16 protein-coding genes and 3 pseudogenes are annotated in these 16838 nt (G+C 70.6%); 7 read left to right on the top strand and 12 right to left on the bottom strand.

Annotation, left to right across the window (positions count from 1 at the left end; all coding sequences use genetic code 11):
* A pseudogene (locus tag ACWC09_RS20995) lies at positions 1-592 on the top strand (hypothetical protein); the annotation flags it as partial.
* 69 nt (positions 593-661) lie between these two features.
* Here ACWC09_RS20995 and ACWC09_RS20990 read toward each other — a convergent pair.
* Together ACWC09_RS20990 and ACWC09_RS20985 are read right to left on the bottom strand one after the other, a co-directional pair.
* Positions 662-2425, bottom strand: a complete 1764-nt coding sequence (locus ACWC09_RS20990) for a serine/threonine-protein kinase (protein WP_450852067.1) — start codon at positions 2423-2425, stop codon at positions 662-664.
* A gap of 41 nt (positions 2426-2466) precedes the next feature.
* On the bottom strand, positions 2467-3315 hold the full coding sequence (locus ACWC09_RS20985; protein ID WP_450852066.1) for a menaquinone biosynthetic enzyme MqnA/MqnD family protein: 849 nt from the start codon (positions 3313-3315) through the stop codon (positions 2467-2469).
* Between the two features lie 298 nt (positions 3316-3613).
* On the opposite strand from ACWC09_RS20985, the gene ACWC09_RS20980 reads away from it, so the two are divergent.
* Positions 3614-3817, top strand: a complete 204-nt coding sequence (locus tag ACWC09_RS20980) for a cold-shock protein (RefSeq protein ID WP_003992177.1) — start codon at positions 3614-3616, stop codon at positions 3815-3817.
* Between the two features lie 118 nt (positions 3818-3935).
* On the opposite strand, the gene ACWC09_RS20975 is transcribed toward ACWC09_RS20980, so the two are convergent.
* On the bottom strand, positions 3936-4502 hold the full coding sequence (locus tag ACWC09_RS20975) for a helix-turn-helix domain-containing protein (protein ID WP_450852065.1): 567 nt from the start codon (positions 4500-4502) through the stop codon (positions 3936-3938).
* Between the two features lie 65 nt (positions 4503-4567).
* On the opposite strand from ACWC09_RS20975, the gene ACWC09_RS20970 reads away from it, so the two are divergent.
* Positions 4568-4693: a hypothetical protein gene (locus ACWC09_RS20970; protein ID WP_450852064.1), complete on the top strand. Its 126-nt coding sequence runs from the start codon at positions 4568-4570 to the stop codon at positions 4691-4693.
* A 43-nt stretch (positions 4694-4736) separates the two neighbouring features.
* Entirely contained in the window at positions 4737-5381 is a 645-nt protein-coding gene (locus ACWC09_RS20965) for a class I SAM-dependent DNA methyltransferase (protein WP_450852063.1), read from the top strand.
* Here ACWC09_RS20965 and kstD read toward each other — a convergent pair.
* Positions 5378-7174, bottom strand: a complete 1797-nt coding sequence (gene kstD, locus ACWC09_RS20960) for a 3-oxosteroid 1-dehydrogenase (RefSeq protein ID WP_450852062.1) — start codon at positions 7172-7174, stop codon at positions 5378-5380. The two genes, ACWC09_RS20965 and kstD, sit on opposite strands and share 4 nt — an antisense overlap.
* 90 nt (positions 7175-7264) lie before the next feature.
* Entirely contained in the window at positions 7265-7834 is a 570-nt protein-coding gene (locus ACWC09_RS20955; protein WP_450852061.1) for a DUF6817 domain-containing protein, read from the bottom strand.
* 195 nt (positions 7835-8029) lie between these two features.
* Here ACWC09_RS20955 and ACWC09_RS20950 point away from each other — a divergent pair, with 195 nt between their 5' ends.
* Positions 8030-8929 carry a LysR family transcriptional regulator gene (locus tag ACWC09_RS20950; RefSeq protein ID WP_450852060.1) on the top strand — a complete coding sequence of 300 codons (900 nt, stop codon included), beginning with the start codon at positions 8030-8032 and terminating at the stop codon, positions 8927-8929.
* Positions 8930-8969: 40 nt separating this feature from the next.
* Here the strand turns inward: ACWC09_RS20950 and ACWC09_RS20945 are convergent.
* From ACWC09_RS20945 to ACWC09_RS20935, 3 genes and pseudogenes are all read right to left on the bottom strand, one after another.
* Positions 8970-9119 (bottom strand): annotated as a pseudogene (locus ACWC09_RS20945) (ABC transporter permease); the annotation flags it as partial.
* Positions 9109-9330 (bottom strand): annotated as a pseudogene (locus ACWC09_RS20940) (ATP-binding cassette domain-containing protein); the annotation flags it as partial. The pseudogenes ACWC09_RS20945 and ACWC09_RS20940, both read right to left, overlap by 11 nt.
* A 26-nt stretch (positions 9331-9356) precedes the next feature.
* On the bottom strand, positions 9357-10022 hold the full coding sequence (locus tag ACWC09_RS20935) for a DUF4097 family beta strand repeat-containing protein (protein ID WP_450852059.1): 666 nt from the start codon (positions 10020-10022) through the stop codon (positions 9357-9359).
* A gap of 253 nt (positions 10023-10275) precedes the next feature.
* On the opposite strand from ACWC09_RS20935, the gene ACWC09_RS20930 reads away from it, so the two are divergent.
* Together ACWC09_RS20930 and ACWC09_RS20925 are read left to right on the top strand one after the other, a co-directional pair.
* Positions 10276-11007, top strand: a complete 732-nt coding sequence (locus ACWC09_RS20930; protein ID WP_450852122.1) for a helix-turn-helix domain-containing protein — start codon at positions 10276-10278, stop codon at positions 11005-11007.
* Positions 11008-11284: 277 nt separating this feature from the next.
* Positions 11285-13201: an AMP-dependent synthetase/ligase gene (locus tag ACWC09_RS20925; RefSeq protein ID WP_450852058.1), complete on the top strand. Its 1917-nt coding sequence runs from the start codon at positions 11285-11287 to the stop codon at positions 13199-13201.
* Here ACWC09_RS20925 and ACWC09_RS20920 read toward each other — a convergent pair.
* From ACWC09_RS20920 to ACWC09_RS20905, 4 genes are all read right to left on the bottom strand, one after another.
* Positions 13101-13973 carry a PIG-L deacetylase family protein gene (locus ACWC09_RS20920; RefSeq protein WP_450852057.1) on the bottom strand — a complete coding sequence of 291 codons (873 nt, stop codon included), beginning with the start codon at positions 13971-13973 and terminating at the stop codon, positions 13101-13103. The two genes, ACWC09_RS20925 and ACWC09_RS20920, sit on opposite strands and share 101 nt — an antisense overlap.
* Before the next feature lie 13 nt (positions 13974-13986).
* The gene (locus ACWC09_RS20915) at positions 13987-15588 is read right to left on the bottom strand and encodes a peptide-N4-asparagine amidase (RefSeq protein WP_450852056.1); all 1602 of its coding nucleotides are present in this window, start codon (positions 15586-15588) and stop codon (positions 13987-13989) included.
* Between the two features lie 73 nt (positions 15589-15661).
* Positions 15662-15856: a DUF397 domain-containing protein gene (locus tag ACWC09_RS20910; protein WP_450852055.1), complete on the bottom strand. Its 195-nt coding sequence runs from the start codon at positions 15854-15856 to the stop codon at positions 15662-15664.
* On the bottom strand, positions 15853-16716 hold the full coding sequence (locus ACWC09_RS20905; RefSeq protein ID WP_450852054.1) for a helix-turn-helix domain-containing protein: 864 nt from the start codon (positions 16714-16716) through the stop codon (positions 15853-15855). The genes ACWC09_RS20910 and ACWC09_RS20905 overlap by 4 nt, the downstream gene beginning before the upstream one ends.
* Between the last annotated feature and the right edge of the window lie 122 nt (positions 16717-16838).

Raw genomic sequence — 16838 nt, 5'->3', positions numbered from 1 at the left:
GTCGAAGCCGACGCCAGGCCAGCCCACCGACCCCGAGCCCGAGGAGCCGAGCTACCCCACCCCGGGGCAGCCCACCGACCCCCAGCCCGAGGAACCGACCAAGCCCACGCCAGGCCAGCCCACCGACCCCAAGCCGGAACAGCCCTCCCAGCCCACGCCGGACGAGCCGAGCAAGCCCGTACCGGACGAGCCGAGCAAGCCCGCGCCGGAACAGCCCACTGATCCCACTCCGGGCGAGCCGCCCGTGACGTCCCCGGGAGGAACCGATCACGCTCCCCCGGCTACAGGAGGAGGGGAAAGCGACCCGCAGACTCCGACGGCACCCACGGCACCCACGGCACCCGATGCTCCGACAACTCCGGCCACCCCGAGCACCCCGGACACCCCGAGCACTCCCAGTGCCCCGGACACTCCCAGTGCCCCGGCCACCCCGGACACCCCCAGCACCCCGAACCCCGGCTCCACCCCCACCGATCCGCCCGCCGGAACCGACACCCCCGCCGCCCCCGAACCCACCACGCCCCCGGCCTCCCCACACGACGAGGACGGCTGTGCGGGACAGCACGGTGGTGGAGGACACGACGCGGAGTAGGCGCGAAGCAGCGGCGGGCGGACTTCACCGTGTCCTTGGCATAGGGCACGGTCCCGTACCGCTCAGGGGCTACCCGACCTTCGACATCCGAGCCGTGGGATTCCCCTCCGCCTCGCTCTCCGCCACGTACCTCAGGTCGTCCCCCACCCGGGACAACCGCACCGTGTGGGCCGACGGATCGCACCCCGCGTGGTTGTTCCCGGCGCCCACCGACGTCGTGACGAGCTCCGACTTCGTCACCTTCTTCAGGGTCAGTACGTCGCTGCAGACCCCGCCGAGCTGGTCGGTCTGCCGGAGTCGGCCCAACTCCTCGCCCACGCCCGCCTGATGCACGGTCAACCGGAACGTCCCGTCCGGCAGCGCGCCGTTGAGGGCGGTCGCCTGGCCCTCCCACGTACCGATGTAGGAGGCCGGGACGGCCCCCGACGGGCCGGGGACCTCGCTCGCCGTGCCGCCCGGCGTCGTACTCGAAGCGCTCGAAACCGAACTCGGCGCAGACGAGTAAGCCCCCTGGCCGCTGCTCCCCGACGCGTTGTCGTTGCCCTTGCCCGGCAGCAGGTCGAACAGGAACACCGACCCCACCGTCACCGCAGCCAACGCCCCCGCGACCGCCAGCGCGACCGTGCAGCTCAGCCGCCGCCCCCGCCCACCGTCCCCCGGCGCCGACGAAGCCGCCACGGAAACCGTCAACCTGCCGGGCCGCTGCTCCCCGGGCACCGCATCCCGCGGCTCGGGCACGGAACCGGCCGGAACAGAGGCAGCGGGAACAGCGACAGGCGGAGCTGTCGTCATGATCGGTGCCGGACCGAACATCCCCGGAGCGTCCCCCACCGTCGGCCGCCCGGCACCCTCTCCGCCGACCGTGACCCCGTCCCCCACCGACGGACTGCTGAACCCCACCGGCCCAGACGCCGCCTCCCCCGCCTCCTTCGTCTCCCCCGCCTCAAGATTCAGCAGCCGTACGGCACTCCGGCTCACCTGTTCCACCAACGCCCCCGGCAGCCACCCACCCGCCACCAACCGCGCCGCCCCCTCAGGAGCCAACCGCCGGGCCAGATCCGAGGGAGTGGGCCGCGCGGCAGGGTCCTTCGCCAGGCACGCCTCCACCACCTCCCGCAACTCCCCTACCAGCGGACCGAGTTCGGGCTCCTCGTGGACGACCTTGTAGAGCAGCGCCGCCGACGAGTCCCCGGGGAACGGCGCCTGGCCCGTCGCCGCGTACGCCAGTACCGCGCCGAGGGAGAAGACGTCCGCCGCTCCCGTCGCCCCTCTGCCGAGGATCTGCTCCGGGGACATGTAGCCGGGTGAGCCGATCGAAACGCCTGTCGAGGTGAGGGACGCCGTGCCGTCCGTCGCCCGCGCGATGCCGAAGTCGATCAGCAGAGGGCCGTCCAGGGTCAACAGGACGTTCGACGGCTTCACATCCCGGTGCACCAGGCCCAGTTCGTGCACCGCCGCCAGCGCCTCGCCCAGCCCGGCACCCAGCGCCCGTACGGAAGGAACCGGCAGCGGACCCTGGTCCGCGACCGCCGCCGCCAGCGACGGGCCCGCCGCATACCCGGTCGCGACCCACGGAACGGCCGCCTCCGGGTCCGCGTCGAGCACGGGGGCCGTCCATGCGCCGCCCACCCGCCGGGCCGCCTCGACTTCACGGCGGAAACGAGCGCGGAACTCCTCGTCGAGCGCGAAGTGCGGGTGGACGATCTTCACCGCGACCGTGCGGCCGCCGGCGCTGCGGCCCAGGTAGACGCGGCCCATCCCGCCGGAGCCGAGCCGGCCGAGCAGCCGGTAGGGCCCCACGGCGGTGGGTTCGTCGACTCCCAGCGGCTGCATGCTGCCTCCCCCATAAGGCCCCCGTGAAGTTCAGATGCAGGTTACGGCCGGAGCAGTTCCACCTTCACGTCCCCGGGGAAACCCGTGGTCGGGCCGACGCGGCGGGCGAACTCCGCCACCGCCTCCAACTGCGGGGCGCCGAAGCGGAAGTCCAGCGTCGTGAAGTACTGCTCCAGGGTCCGCTCGTCGAACTCCTCCCAGCGCGCCGCCTGTTCGGCGACCTTGCCGACCTCCTCCAGGGAGAGGTTGCGGGAGGCGAGGAAGGCCTCGTGGACGCGGCGGGTGATGACCGGCTCGCGGTCGAGGTAGTCGCGGCGGGCGGCCCAGACCGCGAAGACGAAGGGCAGGCCGGTCCACTCCTTCCAGAGTGTGCCGAGGTCGTGCACGTCGAGGCCGAAGCGCGGGCCGTCGTGCAGGTTGGCCCGCAGCGCCGCATCCCCGATGAGTACGGCCGCCTCGGCCTCCTGCATCATCAGGCTGAGGTCGGGCGGGCAGGTGTAGTAGTCGGGCTGGACGCCGTAACGCTCGGAGAGGAGCAGCTGGGCCAGGCGCACCGAGGTGCGGGAGGTCGAGCCCAGGGCGACCCGGCGGCCGTCCAGCTGGTCCAGCGGGACCTGCGAGACGATCACGCAGGACATCACCGGGCCGTCGCAGCCGACGGCGATGTCGGGGAAGGCGACCAGGTCGTCGGCGTTGCGCAGGAACTCGACGAGGGTGATGGGGCCGATGTCCAGGTCTCCCTGCACCAGCTTCTCGCTGAGCTTCTCCGGGGTGTCCTTCGTGAGCTCGAAGTCGAGGAGCGTGCCTGTTCTCGCGAGCCCCCAGTACAGGGGCAGGCAGTTCAGGAACTGGATGTGGCCGACGCGCGGCCGGGTGCGAGAATTGTCCACATCGCGACAGTAGACCCCGTGGGGTAGGCTCCGGACTTCGACCCCGGGGCAAGCACTCCGGTCAACCCCTCCACGATCTTCAAACGTCCGGGTGACGTGATCTTGGCCTCTATTGCTTTCGGCTGCCCGCGTGCTAGGCTCGCCGCAAGTTGCAGTTTGGTTTCCCTTGCAGTACAGAGCCTGCGGAGCATGTAACCGCGGGCTCTAGTCGTTTTCAGACGTATGCAGTAGTGCGGGACTTGTTTTCACACTTGCAGGGTTCTGGAGCAGGGCAACCCTTTGGGCCCAAGGAGGGCTTATGGCTACCGGAACCGTGAAGTGGTTCAACGCCGAAAAGGGCTTTGGCTTCATCGCCCAGGAAGGCGGCGGCCCCGACGTCTTCGTTCACTACTCCGCGATCAACGCGAGCGGCTTCCGTTCGCTGGAGGAGAACCAGCAGGTCTCCTTCGACGTGACCCAGGGCCCGAAGGGCCCGCAGGCGGAGAACGTCACCCCCGTCTGATCACACTGATCATTCGGTCCTCGGAGCCTGGTGCTTTGATCCGGAACGAATAGCAGTACCCAAGGAGCCCCGTGCCGCTAGGCAGCGGGGCTCCTGCCTTTCCGCCCGCCGAGTGGACCTACACGTGCTGCATGACCAGCACGAACGTCGTCCCCGGCGCGAGCGCCTCGTACGAGTGCGCCACATCCCCGCGGTACGTCATGTAGTCGCCGGGCCCGAGCTCCTCGGTCTCCCCGGCCGGGCCGGCCTTGAGCCGTCCCGTGGACACGATCAGATGCTCCACCGAGCCCGGGATATGCGGCTCCGATTCCCGTACCGCGCCCGGCTCGGCCCGCAGGTGGTAGATGTCCCGGCGCGCGCCGGGCGGACTCGCGGACAGCAGGGTGGCCGCGTACTCGGCCTTCTCGGAGGCGACCGTCGGGCCCTGACCGGCCCGGATCACCTGTACGGACGAGACGGGCGGTTCGACGAGCACGCTGAACGGCACCCCGAGCGCCACCCCCAGGGCCCACAGCGTCTCCACGCTCGGATTCCCGCTCGCCGCCTCCAGCTGGGACAGCGTGGACTTCGCGATTCCGGCCCGTTTGGCCAGCTCGGAGAGGGACAGCCCGGCACGGGTGCGCTCACGCCGGAGCGCGGCGGCGATCCAGTCCAGGGGAAGCCGGGGTGGTACATCGGACGTCATGTTCGCTCCATCGGTACGACTGTTCGCCTTGACGAACGCAACCTCTCCTGTTCATTGTAGAGAACATGCGTACGGCAGAGCGAACACCTCCCGGCGGGACGGCTCCCACCGGCTACCCGGAACTGATCAGAGACGCCTCCCTCGTGGCACGGGGGCTGAACAACGTGGAGGCGGCGGGCTTGCTGGACTGAGGGGCGGGGCGGTTGTCAGTAGGGGTGGATAGGGTCGCCCGCCATGACCGACTTCATCGCCGAGACACGTACGTTCTACGACGCCGTCGCCGAAGACTATGCCGAGCGGTTCCGGGACGAGCGGCCCGCCACCAGTCCGCTGGACCGGGCGGTGCTCCGGGGGTTCGCCGAACTCGTGGGAGGGGACGGGACGGTGGCCGATCTGGGGTGCGGTCCGGGGCGGGTGACCGGGCACCTCGCCTCCCTCGGGCTGTCCGTCTTCGGGCTGGACCTGTCGGAGTCGATGCTCGCGATCGCGCGGCGGGAGAACCCCGGGCTGCGGTTCGAGCAGGGGTCGATGCTGGAGCTGGACCTTGCCGACGGGGCGCTCGCGGGTGCGCTGTCCTGGTACTCGTCCATCCACACCCCTGTGGATGAACTGCCCTCCCTCTTCCGCGAGTTCCACCGAGTACTCACGCCCGGCGGCCATCTCCTGGTCGCCTTCCAGGCCGGCGACGAGGACCGGCACCACGACCGGCCCTGGGGCCACCCGGTGGCGCTGACCTTCCGGCGGCGCCGACCGGAGCAGATCGTCGAACTGCTCCGGTCGGCCGGATTCGAGCTCGTCTCACGGACGGTGCGCGAACCCGACAGCCGGGAGGTCTCGCAGCAGGCGTCCCTGATCGTCCGCAAGCCGGCTGAGGCCTAGAGCACCCCGGCGACATCCATCGCCGCGATGTACCCGAACGTCATCGCGGGCCCGATGGTCGACCCGGCGCCCGCGTAACTGTGGCCCATCACCGCGGAGCTGGCGTTCCCGGCGGCGTAGAGCCCCGGGATCGCCGTCCCGTCGGCGCGCAGCACCCGTGCCCGTGCGTCCGTCACCAGCCCGCCCTTGGTGCCCAGGTCGCCGGGGACGATCCGGAAGGCGTAGTACGGGGGCAGCCACAGGGGTGCCAGGCAGGAGTTCGGGAGGATCGAGGGGTCCGTGTAGTAGTGGTCGTAGGCGCTGTCGCCACGGTGGAAGTCGCTGTCGGTTCCTTTCAGGGCAAGGGAGTTGAAGCGGTCGACCGTGGCACGGAGGGCGGCGGCCGGGACGCCGATGGAGCCCGCGAGGGAGTCGAGGGTCCAGGCCTTGTAGGCGGCGCCGGAGCTGTACCAGTTGTCGGGGAAGGTGAGGGTCGGGGAGACGTCCTTGAAGAGGTAGCGGTCGCGGTAGTTCTGGTCGACGACCAGCCAGGCCGGGATGTCGGGGTCGGTCGGGTTGCGCCGGTACATGGTGTGGACGACGTCGCTGTACGGGGCGCCTTCGTTGACGAACCGGGCACCGGCGGCGTTCACGATCAGCCCGCCGGGGAGCGTGCGTTCGGCGAGGCAGAAGTAGGGCTGGTCAGGGAGTGGAATGGCCGGTCCCCACCAGGCGTCGTCCATCAGCCCGAGCGCACCGCCGACCGCTGCCCCGGCCCGTATCCCGTCCCCCGTGTTCTCCTTGGCGCCCACCGTCCAGTCGGTCCCGATGGGCTGCTGCTGGTACTGGGCCCGCATGGCCGCGTTGTGCTCGAAGCCACCGGACCCGACGACGACGGCACGCCGGGCGCGCACCAGCCCGGAGGCCCCGTTCTTCGTCACCACGGCCCCCGTGACGGCACCGCTCTCGACGTACAGATCGGTCAGCGGAGTGCCCAGCCACACCGGCACCCCCGCGTCCAGCAGACCCTTCCGCAACCCGGCCGCCAGTGACTGCCCCATCGTCAACGGCGTCTGGCCCAGCACCGCCGCCTTGGTCCCCCGCGCCAGGCACTCGGCGGCGACGGCGGCGCCCTTGACGCTCACCGCGGCGAGGGCGAGCCACTTGTAGTCGGCGCTGAACACGACCATGCCGGACGGCACTTGCATGTACGGCGGGTTGAGGTGGGCGAGTTCGGCGCCGAGGAGGTTGCCGTCGAACTGGTCGGGTTCGATGGAGCGCCCGCCCGGCAGGCCGCCCGGCAGCTCGGGGTAGTAGTCGCTGTACCCCTCCATCCACCGGAAGCGGAGCGGGCTGTTGGCCATGACGAAGGAGATCATGTCGGGGCCGTGGGAGAGGAAGGCACTCTGCCGGGCGGCCGGTACGTCCGAGCCCACCACCGCCGCGAGGTAGGCGGCGGCCTTGGCGGGCGTGTCCGGGACGCCGGCCGCGAGGATCACGGAGTTGTTCGGAATCCAGATCCCGGCACCGGAACGGGCGGCCGATCCGCCGAAGGTGGGGGCCTTCTCCACGACGACCGTGCTCAACCCCTGTTTGGCCGCGGTGAGCGCGGCCGTCATCCCCGCGGCCCCGGCGCCGATGACGACGACGTCGTAGGTGCCGAGGAGGGGGAGGTCGGCGGCGGATGCCGTCGGGGTGACGCCCCCGGCGGCCAGGGCGAGGCCGGTGGCTGCCGTGGTGCCCAGCACCTGTCGCCGGGAGGGAAGTCGGGTCGCTGGTGCTGTACGTCTCGCGGGGTCCGCTCTCTTGGCCATGGCAGGTCGCTCCAACCGCGCTGGGGATGGGGTGAGTTGCTCGGGTGCGGAGGTGCGGGGTGGGGAATGTCGCGCGGGGGTCTTGTGAAGTCAAGAGCCGTGACCGGCGGGGGCCAGCACCGTCAGGCAGTCCTGCCAGGCCGCGGTGGACAGGAGGGGCCTGAGGCGGGTGAAGAGTGCCAGGAGGTCCGGGGCCCAGCGGTCGCGGAAGGCACGGTCCCTGCGGGCGAGGTCGAGTTCGTTGGCCGCGGTCAGTTCGGCGAAGGCCTGCCGGAGGGGGAGGTCGGGGACGTAGGTGCGGCCGGTGAAGCGGTCGCGGAAGGAGAAGACCGCCGCGGAGCCGGGGCCCGCGAGGCAGGGGTAGGTGGCCTTGCGGTCGCAGCTCGCGTAGAAGTACACGATCCCTTCCGCGTCCGGGCCGATCGTCGCGGTGAGTTCGGCGCGGCGGTCCAGCGGGAGCAGGGCGGTGGGGAAGCCGTCGGTGCCGTAGGCGGCGTGGCAGAGGCCGGCGAGTTGCAGGGCGGGACGGGCGCGCCAGAGGGCGAGCCCTTCGCGGACTCGGGCGAGGTGCGTGAGGAGCGTGCCGCCGGGGTGCGGGGTGGTGTCGGCGCCGAGCCGTCGTAGGAGTGCCTCGGCTGAAGCGGTGGACGTGATCTGCACGGGAGGCTCCTTTCGGGGACGGCGCCCATGCGGTCGGCACCCGCTCCCCCACTCCCCCGCCTGGTCCGGACGCCGGCTGGAGGGTGTGGAGCGGGTTGCCGCCTCGGGCTGCCCTGCGAGAGATCGTCGTACGACCGCACGGGGACAGTCAATCCTTGGTATTTGTCGTCAACTCCAAGTGTTAACTTGGGGGTTGTGACCCTTGATGACCTGCGGGTGTTCGTGGCGGTGTGCCGGGCCGGGAGTCTGAGTGCGGTGGCCCGGGACCTGGGCTGCACCCAGTCGGCGGTGAGTCAGCACGTGAAGCGGCTGGAGCGGGAGACCGGGGTCGTGCTGCTGGAGCGGCAGGCTCGGGGGGTGGCGGCGACGGCGGCCGGTCGGGTGCTGGAGGCCGCGGCGACCGAGGGGCTCTCGGGGCTGGATCTGGCGCTGCGCCAGCTGCGCGATCTCGTCGACGGCGAGAGCGGGTACGTACGGGTGGCGACCGGGGCGACGACCGTACGGCACTTCATGTCGGACGCGGTGGTGGAGTTCCGCCGACGCCATCCCAAGGTCAACCTGGAGTTCCGGACGGTGAGTTCGGGGCGCGGCAGCTTCGACGCGCTGATCGACGGCACGCTCGACCTGGCGTGGATCACGCTGGGCCCGCCCGCCCGGGGGATCGAGCAGCGGGCGGTGGCGGAGCTGCCGTGGGTGCTGGCGATGCGGGCGGACGATCCGCTGGCGGGGCGGGAGTCCCTGGAAGCCGGGGAGCTGGACGGCCTGCGGGTGATCCGGCTCCCTCCCAACTCCGCCTCCGCTCTCCAACTCGACAGTGCTTGCCAGGAGTTGGAGGTAGAGCTCCGATACGACACCAGCATCGCCGACTGGGACACGGCCCTCCTGCTCGCCGAGTTGGGGGTCGGACGGGCGGTCGTGCCCGCGCTGTCGGGGCTGGCCGTCCCGGGCGAGGGGACACTGCGGTTGGTTCCACTGCCCGCGTTGCGAGGGTTGCGGGTCGGGTGGGCCGTACGGCGGTGGGACGCGCTCAGTCCGGCGGCGCGGGCGTTCGCGGACACGGTGGCGGACAGACGCGGACGGACGGCCGGGCGGTAGCTCCGGCCGTCCGTTTCGGCGCCTCGCGCTGTCACGGCGGTCACTTCGGGTCGTGGTGGAACTTCGCGGCCGACCAGAAGTAGCCGAGGACCGCGAGGCCCACGCACCAGGCGACGGCGAGCCATCCGTTGTGGCCGATCCCGGTGCCCAGCAGCAGGCCACGCAGGGTCTCGATGGCCGGGGTGAAGGGCGAGGTCGTGACCGTCGACCTGCGCCTGTCCGCCGTCGGCGGAGATCAGCGTGGACAGGATCTGCACGGTGGTGGTCTTGCCGGCGCCGTTGGGTCCGAGCAGGGCGAACACGGACCCCGCCGGGATGCTCAGATCGATGCCGTCGAGGACGAGCTTGTCGCCGTAGGACTTGCGCAGCCCGTCCGCTGCGATGGCCGGATTGCCGGTCATGGTGGTTGCTCCTCGGGGTCTGCGGGTCAGAGGCTGCGGGCGGTGATGTCGCCGTAGGAGGTGGTGGCGCGGATGTCGAGTTCGGCGGTGCCGTCGTTCCTGAGGGCGTTGCTGATCCGGCCGTAGGAGGTGCCGGCGTCCAGGGAGGCGGAGGAGCCGCGGGCGGCGCCGACCGAGATGTCGCCGGACCGGGTGCGCAGCACGACCGCGCCGCGCACGGCCTCGGCGACGGTGAGGTCGCCCTGCTGGGTGCTGATCTCCGCGTCGCCGCCCAGGCGGCCGACCGAGATGTCGCCGTCCTGGAGGGTCAGGCAGGCCTTCCTGGTCTCGTCGAGCTTGACCGGACCCTGCGCGGCCTCGACGGTGACGTCACCGAGCCGTCCCACACCCCGGAACTCGGCGGCGGCCGCCTTGGCCTCGACGCGGGAGCCGGCGGGCAGTCGAACGGTCACCTCCACGGCACCGGAGGGACCGAAGAGCTGGTTCTTCGCGGCCGGGGCCGCGATCCGCAGGACGCCGTCCGCGTAGGCGACCTCGATCTGCTCGGCGGCCTTCACGTCCCGGCTCCTGGAGGGCTTGGCGGGCAGGACCTCGACCACGGTGTCGGACCGGTCGGCGGCGATGAACTGGATGCGGCCGGCGGGAATGTCGAGGACGGCGGCGATCGGGGCGGGGGTCTTGAACTTCTGCATCGTGGTCTCCTGCGACTCGTGGTCGGCTCATGGCCGGCTCGTCGTTTCCGATGAAGGAAAAGCTACGTTGCATTCAAAGAGTCAGCAACATACATGTTGCGCTAGACCACAGTAAGCGCAGGTGAAAGCCAGGAAATCATTGCAACGATTCTCGAAGTTAACGCAACAGCGACCAGGAATCCGTTGCAATGAAATGGAAGTGAACGCTATACTCGACGCACGACGGACCACCACGGGCACGAAGGAGACCGCGATGCCGGGAGGCAGGCTCACTCAGCAGGAGCGCCAGCAGATCGCACTGGGGCTGGGCGACGGCCTCGCCTACGCGGAGATCGCCCGGCGCCTCGACCGCCCGACATCGACCGTCACCCGCGAGGTCATGCGCAACGGCGGCCCGACCTCCTACCGCGCCGACCTCGCCCACCGGGCCACCGAACGCCGCGCGCACCGACGTCGGCAGTCCACGCCCCGGGGGGCCGGGGCACCCGAGCAGGCCTACGGGCGCGACGCCGAGGCGGTGCGCGAGTACGAGGAGACGTTCACGACGATCCTCATGCAGTCGGGTCTGTCCACGATGCAGGCCCGGGTGATGGCCTGCCTCACCCTCACCGACACGGGCATCCTCACCGCCGCCGAACTCGTCCAGCGCCTCAACGTCAGCCCGGCGTCCATCTCCAAGGCGATCGCGTTCCTCGAAAGCCAGGGCCTGGCCCGCCGGGAGCAGGGCGAGGGCCGCCGCGAGCGCTACATCGTCGACGACGACATCTGGTACCAGTCGATGATGGCCAGCGCCCGCGCCACCGCCCAGCTGGTCGGGATCGCCCAGCAGGGCGTCGGCATCTTCGGCTCCGGCACCCCGGCCGGCGTCCGCCTGGAGAACGTCGCCCGCTTCCTGGAGTTCGTCAGCGAGAACACGGCCCGCGCGGCGGAACAGGCCCGCGAGATCCTCCACACGAAGGCGGAGACGCCCGCTGAGAACTCCTGACGGAAGGGGCGGACGCCGTCCGCCCTCGAAGTCACCACCTGACCTGCCTTCTTGCGGACCGGATCGGGCGGGACGGGCCTGGAGACTGCACAGCCCCGTCCAAGAACCGTCGCCGAACCCGCACCAACTCCCCACTCCCGCACCGTACGATCACGGTCGTAACCGCCGGTAACCCTCCAGAAACCCTCCAGTCGCACACCACCGGTGAACGAATCGGTACGCACTGCCCGTATCAACAGCAGAGCGGAACCGAGCTGCATGCCTCAGGGGAGCTGCCATGTCCGTGCCCGTGCCCTACCCGTCCGCGTCCGACTACGACGGTGTGCCCCAGCTGGTACAGCCCGAGATCCGGCGGCTGGACGGCGAGGTGCGCGAGACCTCGGTCCCGCCGCTCGTCCCGCCGCCCACCCACGGCTCGCTCGCCGACCTGCCGTTCGAGAACGCGGAGGCGGCGCCGGACGCACGGGTCCTCAGCCGCCGTTCGCAGGACGGCGACTGGACGGACGTGACGGCGGCGGAGTTCGCGCAGCAAGTGCACGCGCTGGCCAAGGGGTTGATCCAGGAGGGCCTGGTCCCCGGCGACCGTGTCGCCGTCATGGCGCGCACGATCTACGAGTGGACGCTCCTCGACTTCGCGGCCTGGGCCGCCGGACTGGTCACCGTCCCGATCTACCCCACCTCCTCGGTCTACCAGACCCGTTGGATCCTCCAGGACTCCGGCGCGGTGGCGCTGGTGACCGAGACGGCGTCCCAAGCGGCGGCGATGGGCCCGGAGTTGAGCCGCCTGCCGGATCTGCGGCACCTGTGGATCGTGGAGAAGGGGCACCTGGAGCGGGTGGCGGAGCTGGGCGCGCCGGTCCCCGACCAGGAAGTGGCCGTACGCCGCGGCATGCTGGTCCCCGACACCCTCGCGACGATCATCTACACCTCGGGCACGACCGGCCGCCCGAAGGGCTGTGTGCTGACGCACGGCAACTTCCTCGCCGAGGTCGACAACGCCATCGAGCTTCTCTACCCCATCTTCAAGTCCAAGGCGGACGACCCCTCCACCCTCCTCTTCCTCCCCATCTCGCACGTCTTCGGCCGCATGGTGGCGATCGCCTGTATCCGGGCGCGGGTCCGCCTGGGCCACGCGCCGAGCCTGCAGTCCGAGGACCTCCTGGCGGACCTGGGCACCTTCCGCCCGACCTTCCTGCTCTGCATCCCGTACATGCTGGAGAAGGTCTTCAACAACGCACGTGCCAAGGCGGAGGCGGGCGGCAGGGCCAGTGCCTTCGACCGCGCGGCGAGCGTGGCGGTGCGCTACGGCGAGGCGTTGGAGGCACGGGCCGCGGGCACGGGGTCGGGCCCGAGCGCCTCCCTGAGAACGGCCCGGGCCTTCTACGACCCCCTCGTCTACCGCCGTATCCGCAACGCCATGGGCGGCCGCATCCGCCACCTCATCTCCGGCGGCTCCCCGCTGGGCCGTCGCCTGGCGGCCTTCTACGCGGGCGCGGGCATGGAGATCTACGAGGGCTACGGTCTGACCGAGTCGACGGCCGCCGCGACCGTCACGCCGCCGCTCAAACCCCGGCTGGGCACGGTGGGTTGGCCGATGCCCGGCACGAAGGTCCGGATAGCCGCCGACGGCGAGATCCTGCTCGCCGGCGGCCAGGTCTTCCGCGGCTACTGGGACCCGAACGGCGGCGGTGTCATCCCGGCACACACGGACGGCTGGTTCCCGACGGGCGACATCGGCCGCCTGGACGAGGAGGGGTACCTCACGATCACCGGCCGCAAGAAGGAGATCCTCATCACCGCGGGCGGCAAGAACATGGCCCCGGCCCCGCTGGAGAACTGGCTGCGCGCGCACCCGCTCATCTCCCAGGTGATGGTCGTGGGCGACGGCCGCCCCTACATCGCCGCGCTCATCACCCTCGACCTGGAGGGCGTCTCCCACTGGCGCCGGATGAACGGCAAGCACCCCGTCCCCGCGGAACTCCTCGTCGACGACGAGGAGTTGAGGGCCATCCTCCAGCGGGCGGTGGACGAGGCGAACAAGCTGGTGTCCCGGCCGGAGTCGATCCGCCGGTTCGCCATCCTCCCCCGGGACTTCACGGAGGAGGCCGGGCATCTGACGCCGTCGATGAAGCTGCGGCGGGAAGCGGTGATGCGGGACTTCTCCGCGGACATCGAGGTTCTGTACCAGCGGTGAGCCGCCGCTGGTGAATCTTTTCGTACGTCCCTGTGGTCACCATGGCGCCCTGTCGGATGTACCACTCGGTGGACATCGCCCGAGCCCGTGCCGCCGGCGGGAGCGCGGCGAGCCGCCCCGGCAGCGCCCCGCGCACCACCTCACTCCGGTGGGCCATGACCGCGTCCAGCTTCCGCTCCACCCACGGCCCGACGTCCACCACCGCCGACACCCACTCGTCCGGCACCGCGAACATCTCCCGGCCCGGACGGAGCAGGACCTCGCGGCCGAGGGTGCGGACGGCGGACTCGGGATGCGTGGCCAGGTAGAGAGCCCTCGGCTCCCACGGCGCCCCCGCCCCCGGATACAGCCGCCCCCACCCCGCCGCCTGCACCGCGAGCACGGTCACCCGATGGGCGTGCACATGATCCGGATGCCCGGACAGATTGCCGTACGCGTCATGCGTGACCACGATCTCCGGCCGGAACTCCCTTATATGCGCGACCAGTTGCCCTACGGCCTCGTCCAGCGGCGCGTCACAGAAGCGGACGGCGCCGGGCGCGGACTCGGGTACGCGCGCATCGGCGTACCCGAGCATCCGTGGCTCCCCGGCGCCCAGAATCCGTAGCGCCTCCGCCAACTCCCCGGCCCGCCCGGTCCCTTCGGCCCAGGTCGCCGTGACGACCGCGGTACGGGCCCCCGAGGCGGCGTGCTGGGCGAGCACCCCGCCCGCGGCCAGGGACTCGTCGTCCGGGTGGGCGAAGACCGCGAGGAGGCTGGGGAGCGTGGTCATGGGCGCCAGCGTGTCAGCAGCGGCGTAGGTCCTTCGTCAACACGCCCTGCTCGGTCGCGAGGGCATGGTCGTAGCACACACCGTCCCCCCGCAGCCGGTACAGCTCACTCGTCGTGGCCACCGCATGCCGCTCCTCACGGGCCACGCCGAGCGTGAAGGTCGCGTCGCCGCTGTAGGTGTCGTCGAGCCGCGGCCCGTCGCTGTTCCGGGCGTGGTCCCCGAGGGACATGACGACCCGCAGCCGGTTGTCGGCGTCGATCGTGGCGCGCCCGTCGAGGGTGTACGTACGGTCGGTCCGGGTGGCCCGCCCGTTGACGGTGACCTTCTGGTCGTCGGTCCAACGGCCGCTGAGGTCATCGGTGTTCTCGTCGGGCGTCCACTGGTGCGTGATGCCGGTGGTCAGCCTCCGGTCGACGGTGGTCGTGACCCGCCCGTGGGAGGTGTCGACGTACCCGGAGACCTTGAGCCGATGACCGCCGTCGGTCACGAGGTTGCGCAGGGAACCGTCCTGGTACGTGTTCCCGATCGTCGGAGCGCCGCTCTCGTACGACGTCACGGCCCCCGTCACCACAGCCCGATGCGCGTCCTGCCACACGAGGATGTTCGTCGGCGCGCTCCACCCGGTCTGCCCGGCCGGCACCCCGACGACGGTCACGTCCACCGTGTGCGCCTTCCCGTCGTTCAACTCCCCGGCGAACGGGGTCAGATCGAACGTCAGAGGATGCACGTCGAAGGCGCGTGGGGCCGGTATCACGGACCACAGATACGGCGACCACCCCCCGGTCCACACGTTGGGGAAGGGAGACGCGATCCCGGCGACCCGTCCGTCAATGCTGACCTGCACCTCGCGGTACGGCCCGTCGTCCCCGCCCTTGCAGGAGTACGACGCCGACGAGGAGACCGCCGTGTACCAGAACTCCTCGCAGCCGCCGCCCGATCCGGTGGCGTACACCTCGGCGAGGATGCGTTCGGAGTTGCGGGGCGTGGTGAGCTGCGCTCCGGTGGTCACGCTGTCGCCGTCGCTGAGGGGGATGACCTGGTCGGGGGCGTCGGTGGTGCGGTGGCCGGGCTGCGGCGCGTAGAAGGTGAGCGTGACCTTGACGTCCAGCACTCCGGTGTACGTGTCATTGACAACGTTGCCGATCAGCATGTCGACAGCCTGCGGACTGCTGAGCGTCTTCGCGTACTCGGTCACGTCCTTCTCGACGTGCCAGTCGATGCCCTGGGGGGACGGCTCGGGGGTCGAGGTCCGGAACACCTGCACCCCACCGATGTCCAGATACCCGAGCCGGTCGTACTGCCTCCCGGCCACGTTCCCGTCCATCTTCAGCACGACCTTCGACCAACGGCCGGGCGTGCCACAGGAGTTCGGCGGGGTGTACGTCCCCGTGTACGGCGTGAAGTCCTTGAACCGCGCCTGCGCGACAGTGACCGTGCAGGACTTGGTGTGGGGTGTCTCGATGGGCGGGGCCGCGGTGACCGGGTCGTGCCAGTCGGTGCCGAACTCGGTGGGGACGGCGTCGGCGGAGGCGGGGCCCAGTGCGAGGCCGAGGGCGGTGAGGGTGGCGGCGATGACAGTGGCGGTCCGTCTCAGACGGAACGGTGGCATGGTCATGCCGCGCAGTGAACACGCGTGCGGGGGGCTCCGCCAAGAGGGCAGGGAGAGTCTTGACCATGAGTGGCGGCCACTAGCGCGCCTCGCCGACCAACTCCCCTGAGACGAACGCCGACCAGGTGGCGGGGGCGACGGCGAGGTGGGGGCCGGTGGGGTTCTTGGAGTCGCGGATGTGGATGGTGAGAGCGCAGGCGGCGACTTCTACGCACTCGCCGCCTTCGCCGTCGCTGTAGCTGGACTTGAACCAAACGAGCGTCTCGGTTGTCATAGATCCCCCAGCTTCTTCTCGATCAAGGCTCGGGACTCCGCAGGCGGGAGTGCCATCGCCCGCATGATTCCATAGCGGTCGGCGATCTTCCGGACCTCCTCCGGATCGGTGATCAACCGGGGATGCCCCTGGACCTCCGTGTAAGCCACCTGCGGGTGCTTCTTGGGCGTCAGCAGGTTAAACGCGCCGCCCATGTTGGGATGTTCCTCAAGGTTGGTCGGCATCACCTGGATCGCAACGTTCCGCCTGCCCCCGACGTGTAGCAACCGCTCCAGCTGCCCCCGCCTGACCGTGAGGCCGCCAATCGGCCGATCCAGAACGACCTCTTCAAGCACGTAACTACACATGGGAGGCGGCCACCTGTCGAAGATCTGTTGGCGGTCCAGCCGGTCCGCCAGGCGCCTCTCGATGGTCTCGTCGTCCAGCAGCGGTCGGCGATGGGAGAACATGGCCTGCGCGTAGTCCTCGGTCTGCAACAGCCCAGGCACACCCTGGTTGGCGTAGAAGTGCAGCTCCACGGACTCCGCTTCCAAGGCGGCGTAACTCCGATACCACTCCGGATGCCGCGTCCGAGACTTGCTCATCGCCCGCTCGACATCCGGGATCACCTCCTTCAACAACCCCCCGGCATCCAGCAGTTCATCGGCCGCCTCCAGAAACTCAGGCCGAGGCGTCCGCACCCCCCGCTCCATCGCCGAGATCTGATCAGGCCCATACCCCACCAGCTGCCCGAACTCCTTCTGCGTCAGCCCCTTCCGCTCCCGCAGCAGCTTCAGCATCTTGCCGAGCGCGCTGAAGAGTTCCGTCGTCCCCTCGGCCTCCGCGGGCGTCTCCGCCCTGCGCTCCCGCTCCTCCGTCACGTACCGCCACCGCCTTCACGTCCTCGTGGTCACGGCCGACACCCGCACAACCAACCCGCCGCACTCGTACGGTCACCCAGAGTCGCGCGGTCGCCCCTGGCCAGCGTAGATACAACCCACCA

It is taken from the genome of Streptomyces sp. NPDC001617 (assembly GCF_053596855.1).
The sequence above is the reverse complement of the archived record's forward strand: the minus strand, read 5'-3'. Positions and strand labels throughout refer to the sequence as shown.